Origin of the sequence: Streptomyces malaysiensis subsp. malaysiensis (assembly GCF_040653035.1) — a bacterium.
Lineage (GTDB): Bacteria > Actinomycetota > Actinomycetes > Streptomycetales > Streptomycetaceae > Streptomyces > Streptomyces malaysiensis.
In genome coordinates this window covers 116,278-133,379 of sequence record NZ_JBEZNG010000017.1, presented here as the reverse complement: position 1 = coordinate 133,379, position 17,102 = coordinate 116,278, and the positions used below count along the sequence as shown (strand labels likewise).

General features: G+C 72.6%; 13 protein-coding genes and 1 pseudogene. 9 read left to right on the top strand and 5 right to left on the bottom strand.

From position 1 onward, the window contains the following. Position 1: 1 nt before the first annotated feature. On the bottom strand, positions 2-1,159 hold the full coding sequence (locus AB0E24_RS29645) for a Gfo/Idh/MocA family protein (protein WP_359381528.1): 1,158 nt from the start codon (positions 1,157-1,159) through the stop codon (positions 2-4). A 173-nt stretch (positions 1,160-1,332) separates the two neighbouring features. Between AB0E24_RS29645 and AB0E24_RS29640 the strand changes: the two genes are divergently transcribed. After that, positions 1,333-2,391 (top strand): LacI family DNA-binding transcriptional regulator, encoded by a 1,059-nt coding sequence (locus AB0E24_RS29640; protein ID WP_359381525.1) that lies wholly within the window; start codon positions 1,333-1,335, stop codon positions 2,389-2,391. A 191-nt stretch (positions 2,392-2,582) separates the two neighbouring features. Here the strand turns inward: AB0E24_RS29640 and AB0E24_RS29635 are convergent, their stop codons facing one another. Then, a complete protein-coding gene (locus AB0E24_RS29635; RefSeq protein WP_359381523.1) occupies positions 2,583-3,224 on the bottom strand; it encodes a hypothetical protein in 642 nt (213 codons plus the stop codon). Positions 3,225-3,510: 286 nt separating this feature from the next. Continuing rightward, the gene (locus AB0E24_RS29630) at positions 3,511-3,894 is read right to left on the bottom strand and encodes a VOC family protein (RefSeq protein ID WP_099013813.1); all 384 of its coding nucleotides are present in this window, start codon (positions 3,892-3,894) and stop codon (positions 3,511-3,513) included. 196 nt (positions 3,895-4,090) lie between these two features. Here AB0E24_RS29630 and AB0E24_RS29625 point away from each other — a divergent pair, with 196 nt between their 5' ends. The 5 genes from AB0E24_RS29625 to AB0E24_RS29605 all read left to right on the top strand — a co-directional run bounded on the left by AB0E24_RS29625 (position 4,091) and on the right by AB0E24_RS29605 (position 9,904). Continuing rightward, positions 4,091-5,041: a bifunctional helix-turn-helix transcriptional regulator/GNAT family N-acetyltransferase gene (locus AB0E24_RS29625; protein ID WP_359381519.1), complete on the top strand. Its 951-nt coding sequence runs from the start codon at positions 4,091-4,093 to the stop codon at positions 5,039-5,041. Positions 5,042-5,253: 212 nt separating this feature from the next. Beyond that, positions 5,254-6,021 (top strand): RNA polymerase sigma factor, encoded by a 768-nt coding sequence (locus tag AB0E24_RS29620; protein ID WP_359381516.1) that lies wholly within the window; start codon positions 5,254-5,256, stop codon positions 6,019-6,021. Then, positions 6,018-7,094 carry a CU044_5270 family protein gene (locus AB0E24_RS29615; protein ID WP_359381514.1) on the top strand — a complete coding sequence of 359 codons (1,077 nt, stop codon included), beginning with the start codon at positions 6,018-6,020 and terminating at the stop codon, positions 7,092-7,094. Before AB0E24_RS29620 ends, AB0E24_RS29615 begins: the two co-directional genes overlap by 4 nt. Positions 7,095-7,412: 318 nt before the next feature. Next, complete coding sequence (locus tag AB0E24_RS29610; RefSeq protein WP_069864038.1) at positions 7,413-8,555, top strand: methyltransferase; 1,143 nt, start codon at positions 7,413-7,415, stop codon at positions 8,553-8,555. Between the two features lie 551 nt (positions 8,556-9,106). Further along, a complete protein-coding gene (locus tag AB0E24_RS29605) occupies positions 9,107-9,904 on the top strand; it encodes a sugar phosphate isomerase/epimerase family protein (RefSeq protein WP_359381511.1) in 798 nt (265 codons plus the stop codon). Between the two features lie 222 nt (positions 9,905-10,126). On the opposite strand, the pseudogene AB0E24_RS29600 reads toward AB0E24_RS29605, so the two are convergent. Further along, positions 10,127-11,038: pseudogene (locus AB0E24_RS29600) on the bottom strand (EamA family transporter); the annotation flags it as partial. A gap of 98 nt (positions 11,039-11,136) precedes the next feature. On the opposite strand from AB0E24_RS29600, the gene AB0E24_RS29595 reads away from it, so the two are divergent. Continuing rightward, positions 11,137-12,051, top strand: a complete 915-nt coding sequence (locus tag AB0E24_RS29595) for a LysR family transcriptional regulator (protein WP_359381505.1) — start codon at positions 11,137-11,139, stop codon at positions 12,049-12,051. Between the two features lie 913 nt (positions 12,052-12,964). Continuing rightward, positions 12,965-14,893 (top strand): glycoside hydrolase family 3 protein, encoded by a 1,929-nt coding sequence (locus tag AB0E24_RS29590; protein ID WP_251773302.1) that lies wholly within the window; start codon positions 12,965-12,967, stop codon positions 14,891-14,893. A gap of 80 nt (positions 14,894-14,973) precedes the next feature. Here the strand turns inward: AB0E24_RS29590 and AB0E24_RS29585 are convergent, their stop codons facing one another. Beyond that, complete coding sequence (locus AB0E24_RS29585; RefSeq protein WP_359381502.1) at positions 14,974-16,377, bottom strand: S28 family serine protease; 1,404 nt, start codon at positions 16,375-16,377, stop codon at positions 14,974-14,976. Between the two features lie 182 nt (positions 16,378-16,559). On the opposite strand from AB0E24_RS29585, the gene AB0E24_RS29580 reads away from it, so the two are divergent. Next, positions 16,560-17,003: a hypothetical protein gene (locus AB0E24_RS29580; protein ID WP_079260481.1), complete on the top strand. Its 444-nt coding sequence runs from the start codon at positions 16,560-16,562 to the stop codon at positions 17,001-17,003. The last annotated feature ends 99 nt before the right edge of the window (positions 17,004-17,102 follow it).

Below are 17,102 nucleotides of genomic sequence, written 5' to 3'. Positions count from 1 at the left end.
CTCAGCTCTCCTTCGTGGTGGCGGTCGCTGCCTTCGGTGCCCATTCGGGGTGGTCGCCGTGCATGGCGTCGTAGTACGGGTCCCCGGGCGCGATCTCGCCCGCGCGCACGGGCCGCCCGGTGAAGGCCGCCTTGTAGAGCGCGGCGATGAACTCGAGGGTGCGGCGGGCGTCCGGGCCGCTGCCGGGCGGCCGTACGCCCTCGCGCATCGCGTCCAGCAGCGCGGACAGCTGGGCCCCGTGCGAACTGGGCAGATCGGTGGCCGGGGTGCGCCAGCGCCGCTGCCGGTCGGGCTCGTCGCGGACGTGCGGGGCCGGGGTGTAGACCCAGTCGTCGTTGCGGTGGCCGTAGAGGTGGGTCAGCTCGACGGTGGCGTCCGCGCAGTCGATGCGGATCCGGCTGACCTCGTCGGGTGAGAGCACGCTGTTGACGACGGTGGCCATGGCACCGCTCTCGAACCGCACCAGCGCGGTGGAGACGTCCTCGCTCTCCACGGTGTGGACCAGCCGTCCGGCCATGGCGCGGATCTCGGTCCAGTCGCCGAGGAGATGGAGCAGCAGATCCATCTGATGGATGCCGTGGCCCATGGACGGGCCGCCGCCCTCGGTCTCCCAACGGCCGCGCCAGGGCACCGCGTAGTAGGCGGTGTCGCGGTGCCAGGTGGTCTGGCAGTGGGCCACCAGCGGCCGGCCCAGGGCACCCTCGGCCAGCAGCTCACGGGCGTGGACGGCGCCCGAGCCGTAGCGGTGCTGGAAGACCACGGAGGCGTACGGGCCGCCCGCCTCCTTCTCGGCCGCGGCTATCTCGTCGTACTCGGCGAGCGTGAGGCACAGCGGCTTCTCGCACAGCACCCAGGCGCCGGCCTTCAGCGCGGCCACCGTCTGCTCGCGGTGCAGGGAGGGCGGGGTGCCGATGAGGACCAGGTCGGGACGCTCGGCCGCCAGCATGGCCGTCGCGTCGGAATAGCCGGTGACATCGAAGGTGCCGCCCTCGGCCGCGGTGGCGCGGAAGGCGTCGAGCCGGTCCGTGGCCACGTCGACGGCGGCGACAAGGTCCACACGGTCGGCGTGATCACGCAGTGCGGTCAGATGGCTGCCGGTGACGATTCCTCCGGTGCCGACCACTGCGGCACGGATACGGGCGGTGTCTGCTGCGGCCATGGGCTAAGGCTCCTCGCGCTGGGGGTAAGCGCTTGCTGGGGAGGACCCTAGGCATGGTCGGATGACAGGACAAGACCCCGGAGAGCAGAATCGCGCCGCTCCTGGAGTGAGAGCATGGAGGGCCCGACCAGCGCGCACGGTGTACCGGAAAGTGACCACCCAACGGAGGAAACATGGCAGTGACCCTGGCCGATGTGGCGGCACGGGCTCGGGTCTCGGCGGCCACCGTGTCGCGCGTCCTGAGTGGCAACTACCCCGTCGCCGAGTCGACCCGGACCCGGGTGCTGCGAGCGGTCGATGAGCTGGAGTACGTGGTCAATGGACCGGCAAGCGCTCTCGCCGCCGCCACCTCCGATCTGGTCGGGGTGCTCGTCAACGACATCGCGGACCCCTTTTTCGGAATCATCGCGGGCGCCGTACAGGCCGAAATGGGCGCACCGGGAGGCGAATCGGGCCGGGGCGGCGAGAAGCTCGCGGTCATCTGCAACACCGGCGGTTCCCCCGAGCGCGAGCTGAACTATCTGACCCTGCTCCAGCGGCAGCGCGCGGCCGCCGTCGTGCTCACCGGCGGCGCGGTCGAACACCCCGACCACGCCGCCGCCGTGGCCACCAAGGCGTCCCGGCTGGCCGCGTCCGGCACCCGGATGGTGCTGTGCGGCCGCCCGCCGATCGAGGACGCGACCACCCTCACCTTCGACAACCGCGGCGGCGCCCGCCGGCTCACCGAACATCTGCTGACCCTCGGCCACCGCCGGATCGGCTATGTGGCGGGCCCCGCCGATCGCACCACGACCCGCCACCGGCTGGAGGGCCACCGGGCGGCGCTCGGCGCCGCGGGGGTGAACGGTCCCGACGCCGACGAGGAGCGGCTGACCGTGCACGGCCTGTACGACCGCGCCTCCGGCTATGACGCCACCCTCGAACTGCTGCGCCGCGACCGGAGCTTGACGGCCATTGTCGCCGCCAACGACACCATCGCGCTCGGCGTCTGCGCGGCCCTGCGCGACCAGGGGCTGCGGATCCCCGAGGACGTCTCGGTCGCGGGCTTCGACGACCTCCCGTTCAGCGCGGACGCCGTGCCCGCCCTCACCACCATGCGGCTGCCGCTGCACGACGCGGGCGCGCGGGCCGGACGGCTGGCCCTGGGCCGCGAGCCGCAGCCGCCGGGCGGAGTGGCGATGGTCAGGGCCGAGCTGATGGCCCGCTCCTCCACGGCCCCACCCCACGGCTGAGCGCTCCGCTGGAACCGCCGGCCGGTGCCCTCCTGCTCGACCTGGGCGTGATGGTCGCCCCGACCTGCGTCGATCGTCCGTGGCGTCGTGGTGGCAGGTCGCCCACGCGGCGGAGCCGCGTATCGAACGCTTACGTCACCGCGGCGGTGGAGCCGCCGGAGGCAGCTCCACCGCCGCGGCCGGGCGGACGGTTACTCATGGGCGCTGATCACACCACCGGCGCTGAGCACGATGTGCACGCCATTGGCCTCGAGCCCGTCGTCGTGCTGGTCCGCCTCCAGCGTGCCGTCCACCGAGCCCTCGTTGCCGAGGATCTCCGCGCGGTAGTGGAGGTCGCCGAGCTTCGTGACCTTGGCCGTCCAGCCGCCCGCGAGCTTGAAGGTGCCCGGTCCCCGCTGTTCGCCGCCCATCCAGGAGTGGACCTCGCCGCCCGCCGTGAGCACGACGAACATGCCGTTGCCGTCGAGCCCGGCGTCCCCCTCCTTCGCCTCCAGCGTGGCCAGGACATCACCGTCGTTGACGATCTTGAGGCGGTAGTGCAGATCGCCGAGCTTGTAGATCTCGGCCGTGCTGCCGTCCACCAGGGTCTCGGTACGGGTCGGGGATGCCGCCTTGTCCGCAGTGCCCGCCTTGGTGCCGACCTTGGCATCGGAGCCCTGCGCTCCGGTGGAGGAGTCCGCGCTGGAGGCCCCGGCGGAGGCCGCGGGCTTCGTGGCGGTGGAGTCGGAGCCGGAGCAGGCGGTCAGGCTGAGACCGGCGGCTGCGATCAGGGCAGCGGCGGCAATGCGCAGGGTGCGGCGGCGAACGGTGCGGGTGGCGGTGCTGGAGCTCATTTCGGGTCCCCCCAGGGGCTCGGTGTCGCTGTCTCCTCGGTACGTCACCCACTCTGGTGGGGGCCGCTACCGCGAGGCTGCCGCTCGGCTAACACCCGGCTAACGGGGGTGTTGGCGGTGGGGGGACGCGCACGTTGCCCGTCCCCGTCTCCTGCGGGAACGGGGACAGGCAATGGGGGCTGCGCGCGGGATCGAAGTCCTACGGCCCAGCTCTACGCGGAGGCCCGCCGCCGCGAGCTCCGCGGACGGCCTGGCCGCTCGTCGATGGCGCCGGGGCGCAGGTGGATCAGAGGGGCTGGAGCCGGCGGCGCAGGAGGCAGAATTCATTGCCTTCCGGGTCGGCCAGCACATGCCAGCTCTCGGTGCCGGTCTGGCCGACGTCGGCGGTCCTGGCGCCGAGCGCGAACAGCCGCTCCAGCTCGGCGTCCTGGTCGCGGTCGGTGGCGTTGACATCGATGTGCAGGGGGAGCTTCCCGGGCCGCTGGTCACCGCTGGGGCTGAGGACCAGCGTGGGCTGCGAGCCGCCGAAGCCGGCGTCGGGCGGCCCGATCTCGATGCTCCCGTCGTCCTCGCGGCCGAGCTCGACATAGCCGAGCACCTCGCTCCAGAACGCGGCGAGCCGCTCGGGGTCGGCGCAGTCGAGGACCAACTCGCTGATACGGCATGCCATGCCCGTCAGTGTACGTAGCGGACCCGACATCGCGGCCTTCGCCGGAGTCGCTGCTTGCTCAACACGACGGTCGTGGGGCCTCCCTTGTCGTGGGGCCTCCCCGGTCGTAGAGCCTCCCCCCTTCCCAAATACTTGATCTGGCGCAACTATGAGATCAAGCAAATCGTCTTGACCGCAGGGGTACGGAGGGTGCCGGATGGAGCCACGCGATGATCTTGAGCTGGCCGTGGACGAGGTCCGCGACTTCAATCGGATGTACACCCGGCTGATCGGCGTCCTCGACTACCCCGGGCAGCTCAGCACCCCGTACACGCTGAGCGAGGCCCGCATCCTCTACGAGCTGGCCCGGCGGGAGCGCACCCATGCCTCGGCGCTCCGGGAGCTCCTGGGCGTCACCGCCGCGCATCTGAGCCGCACGCTGAGCCGGTTCGAGGAGCGGGGGCTGGTGACCCGCGAGCGCCACCACCGCGACGCCCGCTTCCAGGAGGTGCTGCTCACCGAGGCGGGCCGGACGGCGGCGGAGGACCTGGACCGGCGCTCACGGGAGGCGGTGACCGGGCTGCTGACCAAGGTCTCCCGGAACGAGCTGGGGCGGCTGCGGGAGGCGCTGGCCACCGCCCGGGGGGTGTTCGACGGCCCCGCGGGGGCCGAGGTGCGGCTGCGCGGACCGGAGCCGGGGGACCTGGGCTGGATCGTGCAGCGCCACGGCGCCGTGTACGCCCGGGAGTTCGGCTGGAACGCCGAGTTCGAGGCCCTGGTGGCCCGGATCGTGGGGGAGTTCGGCGCGGGCCATGACCCGGCCCGCGAGCGGGCGTGGATCGCGGAACTCGACGGCCGTCCCGTCGGATCGGTGATGTGCGTCCAGGACGAGCGGCCCGATACGGCCCGGCTGCGACTGCTGCTCGTCGAACCGGAGGCGCGGGGGCGGCGGATCGGCGAGCGGCTGGTGAGCGCGTGCATCGACTTCGCGCGTGAGACGGGCTATCGCGAACTCGTGCTGTGGACCAATGACGTCCTGACCTCCGCCCGCCGGATCTACCAGCGGGCCGGGTTCGAGCTGGTCGCCGAGAAGCGGCACCGCGGCTACGGCTCGCCCCTGATCGGCCAGGACTGGCGGCTCCCACTCCAGAACTCCGCACACGGCTGACGGCTATCTGGGGGCCGCTCCGTTCGGGAGCCGCTCCGTCCGGGCGGGCGTCCCCCTGCCCGAGCGGGCGTCGCCGGGGCCGGGCGGGTGACTTCTGCTCGGCGAGCGCCGCCTGTCCTGGCGGGCGGCTCCGCGACCGTGCTCGCCGGGGCCCGGCCCGACCGTGACGCGGATCACCCGCAACGCGGTCCGCGCGAAGGACAGGGAGGGGTGTGGAGACTTCACTGCGCGCCCGCGTGCGAGCCGGAGATCCGGACGCCTTCAGGCAGCTCTTCGACGAGTACGCCTCGGTGGTCTACCGGCACGCCGTCCGGTTGACCGGCGACTGGGCCATGGCCGACGACATCGTGTCTCTGACCTTCCTGGAGGCATGGCGACTGCGCGAGCGGCTGTTCCCGGGGGACGACAGCCCGCGTCCGTGGCTGCTGGGGATCGCGACGAATGTCACGCGCAACACCGCGCGGGCGGCGCGAAGACACCAGGCCGCGCTCGCCAGGCTCCCGCCTCCGGGCCCCGTGCCGGACTTCGCCGACGAGGTGGCCCGGCGTCTGGCCGACACCGAGGAGCTGGCCGCCGCGCAGAGGGCGTTGCGCACGATGCGCCGTGGGGAACGCGAGGTGTTCACGCTCTGCGTGTGGGAGGGCCTGGACGCCGCCACGGCGGCCGAGGCCCTGGGCGTGGCCGTCGGCACCGTACGAGCCCGCCTCTCGCGCGCGAGAAAGCGCCTGCGCAAGCTCACCGAGCTCGAACTCATCGGCGGCACGGACGGCAACGGCGGCACGGGCGGTACGGGCGGCACGAGCCGCACGGACGGCAACGGCGAGCGCCCAGGCACGGGCGGCGGCAATCGAGGCATGGGCGGCAACCAGGGCGCGGACGGCGGCACCGGGCACGACACGGTGCAACGTGCGACCACGGCCGGACAGATACCGGGCAGCCGCCATCAGGCGGCTCGGTCCACGCAGGAGAAGAAGCGATGAACACCGACCCGCGACGACGCGATCAGCCGGTCGACCACCAGGACCTGGCCGAGTCGCTGCCCGCACCGGGCCGTCCGGTGCTCCGGCGGGACCGCCACCGCGTCCTGAGGGAACATCTGATGGAGCACATCACCAACGAGACCATCCACGCGCAGTCGGGTACGACGAGCGCCTCACCCGTGCCACCCGCACCCCGGCGCCCCGGGCGGCGCCTCGTTCTCATCGCGGCGCCACTGGCACTGGCCGCCGTCGTGGGCATGGGCGCGGTGGCGGTCGACGTCGTACAGGACGGCAAGGACGGTAACGGCGGTAAGGGCACCACCACCGCCACCGGCGGCACCGCGGCCGAACACCGACAGGCCGTACAGCTGCTGGACCGGATCGCCGTGACGGCGGCCGACCGCCCGGCGGTCACGGTCCGCGACGACCAGTTCGTCTACACCAAGTCCCAGGGCTCCTCGGCCATATGGGGCGGGCCCTCCAAGCCCGTGCGCGACTCCAAGGGGGACATCACCGGCACCAAGAGGTACAAGGGGAACGTCCAGAGCCAGGAGTGGCAGCCCGTGGACGGTAAGCGGGACGGGCTCCGGCGCCTCGTCGCGCTGTCCCCGGGCGGCGAGCCCGACCCCTCGCAGCGCCAGGACATCACCATGGTGGGCACCGGCTATCTGACCTTCCAACAGCTTCAGGCGCTCCCCACCGACCCCGACGCGCTGCTGAAGAAGCTCGAGAGCGGCAACGGGGTGGTGAAGTCCCGTCTGACGGAGACGGTCTTCGAGAACGTCGGGGCCATCCTCGATCAAGCCACACTGTTGCCCGATCTGAGTGCCGCGCTCTACCGTGCCGTGGCCAAACTGCCGGACGTACGCATCGTGAAGAACGTCAAGGACGGCTCGGGGCGGACCGGTATCGGTCTCACATACACCGACCGCAGGAACCCTTCGAAGACCACGGGCGGCTATTGGGTCTTCGACTCGAAGAGCCTGGCCTACCTCGGAACGGACAGAAGCGCCCTCCTGGACGTCGCCGTCGCCGACGACAAGGGCGAGGTGACAACGGCCAACGCGTCCTGAGCCGGCCGTCCGACTCAGCCTGTCGAAGGGCGTCCGCTCCGGCGGACGCCCTTCTCGCATCAACGGACTTTCGCATCAACGGCCGCACAGCGCGGGGCCCGATAGATATATGACACGCCGTCACCTAGGCCGAAAACCGCTCGCGCGGGCGGGCCGATACGGGAAGGATCAGCGAACGCACACGGGCGTCCACGGCACACGGACAGCGGGCAACGGGCAACGGGCAACGGGCAACGGGCGGACAACGTAGACACGGCGCGCCCATGCGGCGCGTCGGAACGGCACAAGAGCAACGGCACAAGAGCAAAGGGCGTACCCCTGAGTACCCAGCAGGTCATCGAGTGGACCGAGGACGGCCGGACCCGGACCGCCCACTGGCGCTCCGAGAGCGGCGTACCGCCGCCCCGGCGGGTCGCGGTCGCGGACGACCGGATGCCCGCCGACACCGCCCACCGCCTCGTCTGCGAGGGCACCGCGCTGCTGTGGCGAGGCGACTACCAGTGCGCCCGTCAGCTGCTGACGGCGCTGGCGCGCCGGATCGACCGGGGCCCGCGCCGGGCCAGGGAGCGGCGGGCGCCGGCGGCGACACCGGCCGAGGCGTTCCACCGGTACCGCCAGGCCCGGTCCCGGCGGGCCCGGCTGCTGGGGATGGTGCTGGTGCCGCTGGACGCGGACTTCGGCGTACCGCTGCGCCGGGCGCCGGACGTACGGCGGGCATGCGCCGAGGCGTACGGCCCGGCGCGAGGCCCCTCGGTCGTCTCGCTCCGTGAGTTGCTCGGTCTGATCGGCGCGCATGAGTGGCGGGAGAAGGGAGTCGAGGTCCCGGCGCTGGGCGGGGACCGCGTCCATCCGTACTACGGCGTCTTCTCGCCGGTGCGCGGCGAGTACGTGGACCTGGTGGCCGAGGCCCCGCTGCCCACGCGCGAGCTGGCCTTCGACATCGGCACCGGGACCGGCGTCCTGGCCGCCGTCCTCGCCCGGCGTGGCATCGAGCACGTCGTGGCCACCGACCAGGACGCACGGGCGCTGGAGTGCGCCAGGGAGAACGTGGCGCGCCTGGGCCTCGCCGAGCGGGTCGAAGTGATCGAGGCCGACCTCTTCCCGCCCGGCCGCGCCCCGCTGGTGGTGTGCAATCCGCCCTGGGTCCCGGCCCGGCCCTCCGCACCGCTGGAATACGCGATCTACGACCCGTCGAGCCAAATGCTGCACGGCTTCCTGAACGGGCTGACCGGACATCTGGCCCCCGGCGGCGAGGGCTGGCTGATCCTCTCCGACCTGGCCGAACACCTCGGCCTGCGGCCACGCGCCGAGCTGCTGGCCGCCTTCGACACGGCGGGGCTGACCGTGCTCGACCGCCTGGACGTCCACCCGGTCCACCCCCGCGCCTTCGACCCCACCGACCCGCTCCACTCGGCCCGCGCGGCGGAAGTGACATCGCTCTGGCGACTGACAACACGCTGAGCAGGCCCGCACTCGCGGCCCAGGTGGGTGCCCCCGCGCTCGTGGCCCAGCGAGGTGCCACGCCGTAAGGGCCACCACCGCTCGGGGCACGCCTCCCCACCGCGCTGCCCAGGCCGCCAGGCGCCACCCCGCATCGACCCCACTCGGGACAACCCCGCGCACTCACACGCCCCACCGGCCACCCGGGCGAGACGGCCCCGGACGCCGGGGGCCGAGCAACCGCGCCCCGCCCCGCCCCACAACCCACCCGCCCACACAAAACACCGGGCACGCCCAGCCCCGGCGGTGGCCCACGCAGCCAGGAACCGCCACGGCTCACCGCACGCCTCCCCACCGCGCTGCCCAGGCCGCCCGGCGCCGCCCGGGGCGACCCCGCGCGTTCGCCGGTCGACGGCGGTGGCCACACCACATGGGCGACCACGACTCGGGTACCCGACAAGACACGCCGTAGGCGTGATCCGCAGGGCAGGATTGACCCCACTCTTATGCCTGTTTAGCGTCCCGCATGAAGATCCCCCTCGTACCGCACGACCCCCACCCAGGGAGCCCGTATGAAGCTCGCCTTCTCCACCCTCGGCGTCCCCGGTATGCCCATGGCCGACGTCGCCCGGCTCGCCGCCGGGGCCGGGTACCACGGCGTCGAGCTGCGCGCCCATCCCGAGGAGCCGGTGCACCCGGGGATCGGGGCGGACGAACGCGCCCGGGTGGTGGCGGAGTTCCGGGACGCCGGGGTCGAGATCCTCACCGTCGCGGGCTATGTGCGCGCCGCCGAGGCCGGGCCGGACGAGCCGGTGCTGGCCGGGCTGCGGGAGCTGCTGGAGCTCGCCCACGACCTGGGCGCCCGCTATGTCCGAGTCTTCCCCGGTGGCGGGGAGCAGAGCCCGGAGGAGGCCGACGCCACGGCCGCCCGGCGGCTCGCGGCGGCCGCGCCCCGCGCCGCCGACCTCGGCGTACGGCTGCTGCTGGAGACGCACGACTCGCACCGTACGGGCGCGGACGCGGCCCGGGTCCTCGGGCTCGTGGGGCATGGCGGCGTCGGGGCGATCTGGGATGTGATGCACACCTGGCTGGGCGGTGAGGACCCGGCCACCAGCTATCCGGCGCTCTTCCCGTATCTGGGCTACGTCCAGGTCAAGGACATCGCCTCGGCCGAGGACACCACCCCGCTGCCGCTGGGCGAGGGGGTGCTGCCGCTGACCGAGTGCGTGGAGCTGCTCAGCCGTGAGGGCTGGGACGGCTGGCTGTGCTGGGAGTACGAGAAGCGGTGGTATCCGCGGGCGCGTGAGCTGCCGGAGCTGCTGGCCCCGGGCCGGGAACACCTGCTACGTCTGCTGACCGACTCGGCCTGACCATGCCGGTGCCCCGGCGGACCCGGGCTCGGAACCGCTCGGCTCGGGGCAGCCCGGCTCGGGGCAGCCCGGCTCCGTCGGGAGCGGCTCGGGGCGGCGGTCCGACCCAGGCGCACCGGGTCGGCAGTCCGGCTCCGACGCATCTGGCCGGGCGCCCGCCCCGGACGTATCTGGCCGGGCGCCCGCCCCGGGCGCATCCGATCGGGGGTCCACCCCGGGCGCATCGGGGCGGGCACCCACCTCAGGCGCATCGGGTCGGCGGCGCGCATCGCGCCGTAGGCGCAGGCGCGGGAGCGAGGTCAGCGCCACGCCGCCCACCAGCAGCGCCGCCGCCAGCCAGCGCGGTGCGCTGATCCCCTCCCCCAGCACCAGCGCCGCCGAGGACATCCCGAAGACCGGCACCAGCAGCGAGAAGGGTGCGACCGCCGAGGCGTCGTAGGTGCGCAGCAGAAAGCCCCAGACCCCGAAGCCGAACACGGTGGTGACCCAGGCGACATAGACGATCGCGCCCGCCCCGGCCCAGTCGAGCCGGGTCAGGGCGTCGAGGTCGGGCTCCGCGCCCTCGAACATCAGCGAGAGCCCGAGCAGCGGCAGTACGGGCACCAGGCTGACCCACACCATGAAGTTCAGGGCGTCGGGCGGTGCCGCCTTGCGGGTGAGGACGTTGGAGACGCCCCAGAAGGCGGCCGCCGCGACGACGAGGACGAAGCCGATGAGCGGCCCCGAAGTGCCCTCGTCCACGGCGGCCACCGCGATCCCGGCGAGGGCGACGGCCATGCCCAGCAGCCGCCGTCGGCCGGGGCGTTCGGCGAGCACGACGGACGCGAACAGCACGGTGAACACCGCCTGGATCTGGAGCACCAGCGAGGACAGCCCGGCGGGCATCCCCTCGTGCATCCCGATGAACAGCAGCCCGAACTTCGCCACCCCCAGGGCCAGCCCCACCCCCAGGATCCAGCGCCAGGCGACCCTCGGCGGGCCGACGAGGAAGACCGCGGGCAGCGCGGCCACCAGGAACCGCAGGGCGCAGAAGAGCAGGGGCGGGAAGTGGTCAAGGCCCACCTCGATGACCACGAAGTTGATCCCCCACAGGGCCGTGACCAGCACGGCGAGGGCTATGTGCACAGGTCGCATGGGTCGAGGATCAACCGCCCGGACCTTGTAGCACCAGCGCGGATGTCTTCATGCTTGGATGCAGTAACGGTTAAAGGTGCGAACGGGAGGACGAAACTGTGCTGGATCTGGGCCGACTGCGGGCCCTGCACGCGGTGTCCGTGCACGGCTCGGTCAGCGCCGCCGCGACCGCGCTCGGCTACACCCCGTCCGCCGTCTCGCAGCAGATCGCCAAGTTGGAGCGGGAGACCCGGACGACCCTGCTGGAGCGGCAGGGCCGGGGCATCGCGCTGACCGACGCGGCCCGGCATCTGGCCGCCACCGCCCAGCAGCTGCTCGCCATCGTCGAGAAGGCCGAGACCACCCTGGAGGAGCGGCGCGGGCAGCCGATGGGGCGGCTGGTGATCGGCGCCTTCGCCTCGGCGGCGCGCGGGCTGATGCCCGCGGTGCTGGCCACCCTCAAGGCCGAACACCCCGCCCTGGACGCCCGGCTGCTCGAAGTGGACCCGCATCTGTCGGTGGACCTGGTGACACAGGGCGTCATCGACCTCGCGGTGGCGCATGACTGGGACATCGCCCCGCTGCCCGCCCCGGAGGGGCAGGAACGGGCGGTCATCGGGGACGATCTGTGCGATCTGCTCGTACCGGCCGGACATCCGCTGGCCGAACGGGCCGCACGGCGGCCGCTGCGCCGCGAGGACCTGCCGGGCCAGCGGTGGATCTGCCAGCCGCCCGGGTCGGTGTGCCACGACTGGCTGGTGCGTACGCTGCGCGCCTCGGGCCATGAGCCGGACCTGGCGTATCAGGCGGCGGAGAACCACACCCAGATCGCCCTGGTGGCGGCCGGTCTCGGCGTCGCCCTCATGCCCCGCCTGGGGCGCGGCCCGCTGCCGGACGGGGTGCTGGCGCTGCCCCTGGAGCCGGTCCCGGTACGGCGGCTGTACGCCCTTTGGCGCCCAGGCGCGGCCCGCCGCCCGGCCATCACCGAAACGGTGCGCCTACTGGGCGGCCTCTGGCCGCAACGCACCGGTTGACCGACCCACCGGACGCTGCCGCGTCGGGCGGCGGCCACGCCGGACAGCGACCGCTTCGAGCGCAACCACGCCGGACGGCGACCACGTCGGTTACGGCCACGTCGACTTCAGCCACAACGGGCGCGGCCACATCGGCGGCGGCGACCTCGGCCGCGACCACGCCGGACAGCGGCCACGTCGAACGGCGGCCGCTTCGAGCCCAACCAGGTGGGCCAGCGGCCGCTTCTGGCAGCAGCCACATCGACCTCAGCCACATCGGCGACGCCGTTCGGCGGCACCGCCACATCACCGACGGCGACCTCGGCCGCGGCCACGCCAGACGGCCAACACTTCGGCGGCAGCCATGTCGATCGCGACCGCCTCGGCCGCAGCCACGCAGACCGCGACCACCTCAGCCGCAGCCACGTAGACCGCAGCCGCCTCAGCCCCAGCCGCCTCCACCGCAGCCGCTTTGGGCGCGTACCGCCCCGCTCCTCACCGATTCGCGGTATGCGTGCCATGCGCGGAACCGGCGCGGGCCGCCGCGCGTCGAAGCGGCGTGCTGATGGGGAGTCTCCGCGCGGCGGTAATCGGCTTCGTCGCTGACCACCGCTCCGCCGTCGCGGCCAGCAGCACCCCGCCGCCGGCGCGACACCCCTCCCAGAGCGTCGGCGGCGCGGGGGCCGCCCCGGAGCCCGGCCCTACACCCGTCGAACGGGCTGCTCCACCTCGACCGGCCCGAAACACACCCGGTCAGCAGCCTAGTGCCGGACATGCACAAGCTCCCAGCCCACCGGCATTAACCAGACTTTCCCCCTACGCTTCCCGGCGATCAAAAAAGACCAACTCCGCTTGACCCGGCCGCGGTTTGTGTCCCAGCGTGTCCTGCACACCTCTGGCCGCCCCCTCCGAACGTCCCATGGAAGGAGTGCGGGTGCACACGACGACGTCTCGCCGCGCCCTGCTCACCGCCACCCTGGCCGCCACGGCGGCCGGTGCGACGGCCGGTGCGTGCAGCGCGCCGACGGACAGCTCCCCCGCGCCCGTCGCCCCCGCGCGCCGCCCCGCCTCAGGCGGGGCCTCGGCAAGCCCCTCCCGGCCCACCACCCAGCCCGGCCGGGACCATGAACGCGACCGTCGGCGGATCGACGAGCTCATCGGGCGGATGACGCTGGACCAGAAGATCGGCCAGCTCTTCGTGATGCGGGTGTACGGCGATTCGGCCACCCACCCCGACCCCGCCGATGTCGCGGCCAACCGTAAGGACATCGGCGTCGACAACGCCGCCGAGCTGATCGCGAAGTACCACGTGGGCGGGGTGATGTACATCGGATGGGCGCACAACATCCGCAGCCCCCACCAGGTGGCCGGGCTCTCCAACGGCATCCAGAAGGCCGCGCTGGCCGCCTCCGTGCCCGTCCCCGTCCTGATCTCCACCGACCAGGAGTACGGCACCGTCGCGCGGGTCGGCGCGCCCGCCACGCAGTTCCCGGGCGCCATGGCGCTCGGCGCGGGCGGGAGCGCGGCCGACGCCCGTACGGCCGCCCGCACCGCGGGGGCGGAGCTGGCCGCGCTCGGCATCCGGCAGGACTACGCCCCGATCGCGGACGTCAACGTCAACCCCGCCAACCCGGTGATCGGGGTGCGTTCCTTCGGGGCCGATCCGAAGGCCGTGGCCCGGCTGGTGGCGGCCCAGGTGGAGGGCTATCAGAGCGCCGGGGTCGCGGCCACCGCCAAGCACTTCCCGGGCCACGGCGACACCAGCGTGGACAGCCATGTGGGCCTTCCGCGGATCACCCACTCCCGCAAGGAGTGGGAGCGGCTGGACGCGCCGCCGTTCCGGGCCGCGATCGAGGCCGGAATCGACTCGATCATGACGGCGCATCTGCTGTTCCCCGCACTCGACCCGGCCGACGACCCCGCCACGCTCTCCCGCCCCATCCTCACCGGTGTGCTCCGCGAGGAGCTGGGCTACGACGGGGTGGTGGTCACCGACTCGCTCGGGATGCAGGGGGTGCGGAAGAAGTACGGCGACGACCGGGTACCGGTGCTCGCGCTCAAGGCGGGTGTGGACCAGCTGCTGAATCCGCCGAAGCTGTCCCTCGCCTTCGAGGGCGTGCGCAAGGCCGTCCGGTCGGGTGAGCTCGACGAGGACCGGATCGACCGTTCGCTGCGGCGCATACTGGAACTCAAGGCCCGCCGCGGGCTGTTCGACGATCCGTACACCAGCGATCGTGCCGTCAACCGCACGGTGGGCACCCGGGAGCACCGCGCCACCGCCGACCGGATCGCGGAGCGCACCACCACTTTGATCACCAACCGCGGCGGGCTGCTGCCGCTCTCGCCGCGCCGCCACCGCGATCTGCTCGTGGTGGGCGTGGACGCGGCCGCGCCCTCGGGCACCGGCGGCCCGCCGACGGCCGTCCTGACCCGCGCCCTGTCCGGGCTCGGCTTCCGGGCGGAGGCGCTGCCCACCGGCACGGGCAGCTCGCCCGGCCCCTCGCCGGAGCGGATCGAGGCGGCGGTCGCCGCGGCGCGCGGGCGGGACGCGGTGATCGTGACGACGTACGACATGGTGGCCGGATCCACCCAGCGCACCCTGGTGGCGCGGCTGGTGGCCACCGGTGTGCCGGTGGTGCACCTGGCGCTGAGCAATCCGTACGACATCGCGCGGCTGGGCGGGCGCGGCACGGCGCCCGGGGCGTCGCTGGCCACGTACTGCTGGACGGATGTGGAGCTGCGCGCCGCCGCCCGGGTCATCGCGGGCCGGGCCACCCCGCGCGGCAAGCTGCCGGTCGCGGTGGAGCACGCGGACGACCCGTCCCGGGAGCTGTATCCGATCGGGCACGGGCTGACGTACTGAGCGGCCGTCAGGTCGGTCATTCGCATGCGAAAAGGGCGTCCGCCGGGGCGGACGCCCTTTCTGCCGCGGAACCGGGCCCGTTACGGCCTCAGCACCGGCTGCCGTTCGACCTCGCGGCGGTCCAGCTTCGCGTCATGCCGGGCGAGCGGCCGGCTCGTCGCGCTGACGCCCGCCCACTGCTGCACCTCGGCCGTGGCCTTGGCCTTCTCCTCGGCGGCCAGCTGGGCGATGCTGGAGCCGTGGTTGCCACCGGCGACCGTGTAGACGAACGCGTCCTTGGCGCCCTTGCCGACCCGGAAGCGCTCGGCGCCCCACGGGTCGTTCTGGCCGTAGACGAAGAGCATCCGGTGGGCGTCCTGCCGCACCCAGCGGTCGATGTCCCGCATCGCGGCCGGCTTGAAGCGCATCGGAATGTCGCGCGGCACATAGCTGCGCGGGGCGTAGATGCCGGGGTAGCGCAGCAGCCCGTCCAGGTGCGGGGTCTCGAAGGTGGGCGAGCCGAGCTCGGTGCCCGCCTGGTAGTAGTACGGCGTGTAGGTCTCCAGGCCCTGGTCGGTGTAGGCGGAGAAGCCCGAGATCTCGTCGATGAAGCCGTAGAGCTCATCGGTGGACGCGGTCGTGGCGGGCACGTCCGCGCAGTCCTTCAGCAGGTGGTACTGCCAGAAGGCCCACACCAGGTCCAGGACGACGTTCTCGTACGCCTTGTCGGCGCTGCCGACGACGGTGAAGGTCTGCTTCTCGTCGTCCGCCCACTTCTGATAGCGCTTCACGATCTCGTCGCGCCGCACCAGCGCCTCGCGCTGCACCGCGCCCAGCCTGGTGCGGCATTCGGCCGTGCCGACGCCCGCGAAGAAGCGGTCGTAGGCGGAGTCCTCCTTGTCGGCCACGTCGTTGGGCGCGACATACGCGACGGTGCCGTCCATGTCCCGCGGATAGAAGCGGCGGTAGTAGGTGGCCGTCATACCGCCCTTGCTGCCGCCGGTGGCCAGCCACTTCTTACCGTAGAGGGGCTTCAGGGCCCGGAAGAGGCGGTGCTGGTCGCTCGCGGCCTGCCAGATGTCCAGCTTGGACCAGTCGGCGGGCTGCGGCCGGGAGGGAGTGAAGAAGCGGTACTCCATGGACACCTGGTTGCCGTCCACGATCTGCGTCGGCTCACTGCGGCGCGGCGCGGTGGTGACGTTGTAGCCCGAGGTGTAGAAGACCGTGGGCCGGTCGGTGGCCTTGTGCAGCAGGGTGAACCGCTGCTGGAAGGTGCCCTTGGACGGATGCCGGTGGTCCACCGGCTGGGCGTAGCTGAAGACGAGGAAGCGATAGCCGTCGTAAGGCTGCTCCTCCACAAAACGCATTCCGGGAATCGCCAGGACGCGTTCCTTGATATCCGGCTGGGCGGGGGCGGCCGGTGCCGCGGACGCGCCTCCGGCGCCCACACCGACCGTCCCCACCAGTATCGCGAGCGACAACAGCCATCTGAGCATCTTGCGCATGCACCCTCCCCTTGTTGCCGTTGGAACCCTTTGCCCTGTGAAATCGCACAGGCCGCCGAGAACCTATCCGGGCACACACTCGGGTCGCCAGAGGTCGTCGGTGCTCCAACCCGACGCCGAATACGGAGAGTTGTTACCGTCGCCCTCTTTCGTAGCGGGCTGTGATGGCTCATGCTGCCTGTATGGACCGAGACGAACGGTACGACCGGAGTGAACGGGCCGAGCGACTGACGCGGTATCTGACCGAATTGCAGGACCGAATCGATCCTCGCTCCCTCGAGCTGCTGATGCGGCTGCTGCGCGAGCTGAGCACCTCACCTGCCGTCCGCGGGGGGACGTACGAACTCGGGATGGGGCCGGAGGAGAAGGAGCTGTTCACCCCCGCTCTCCAGGCCGAGTTGCTGGTGCTGTTCGGCCTGCTCACCTCCCAGGACGAGCGCGTGGTGGTCGACCTCGGCGACAGCCCGCACGCCAAGGGCATGAAGGTGCTGGTGCCTCAGGAGCGGGCCGGGGACCCCGATTTCCTGCACCGCCACAAGCAGCGGGTGGCGGCCGAGGCGGAGCAGCGGGAGCGGGACCGGCGGGAGGTGGAGGGCATAGCGAGGGCCAGCGGCATGGAACCATGAGGTTACCGTACGTAACAGGGGGCGAACGCTGAGCGTTACCGCCGAACGGCGGATCACCGGTGCGCGCTGCCCCTGCGACGCGGGCCCACACGGCGCGTA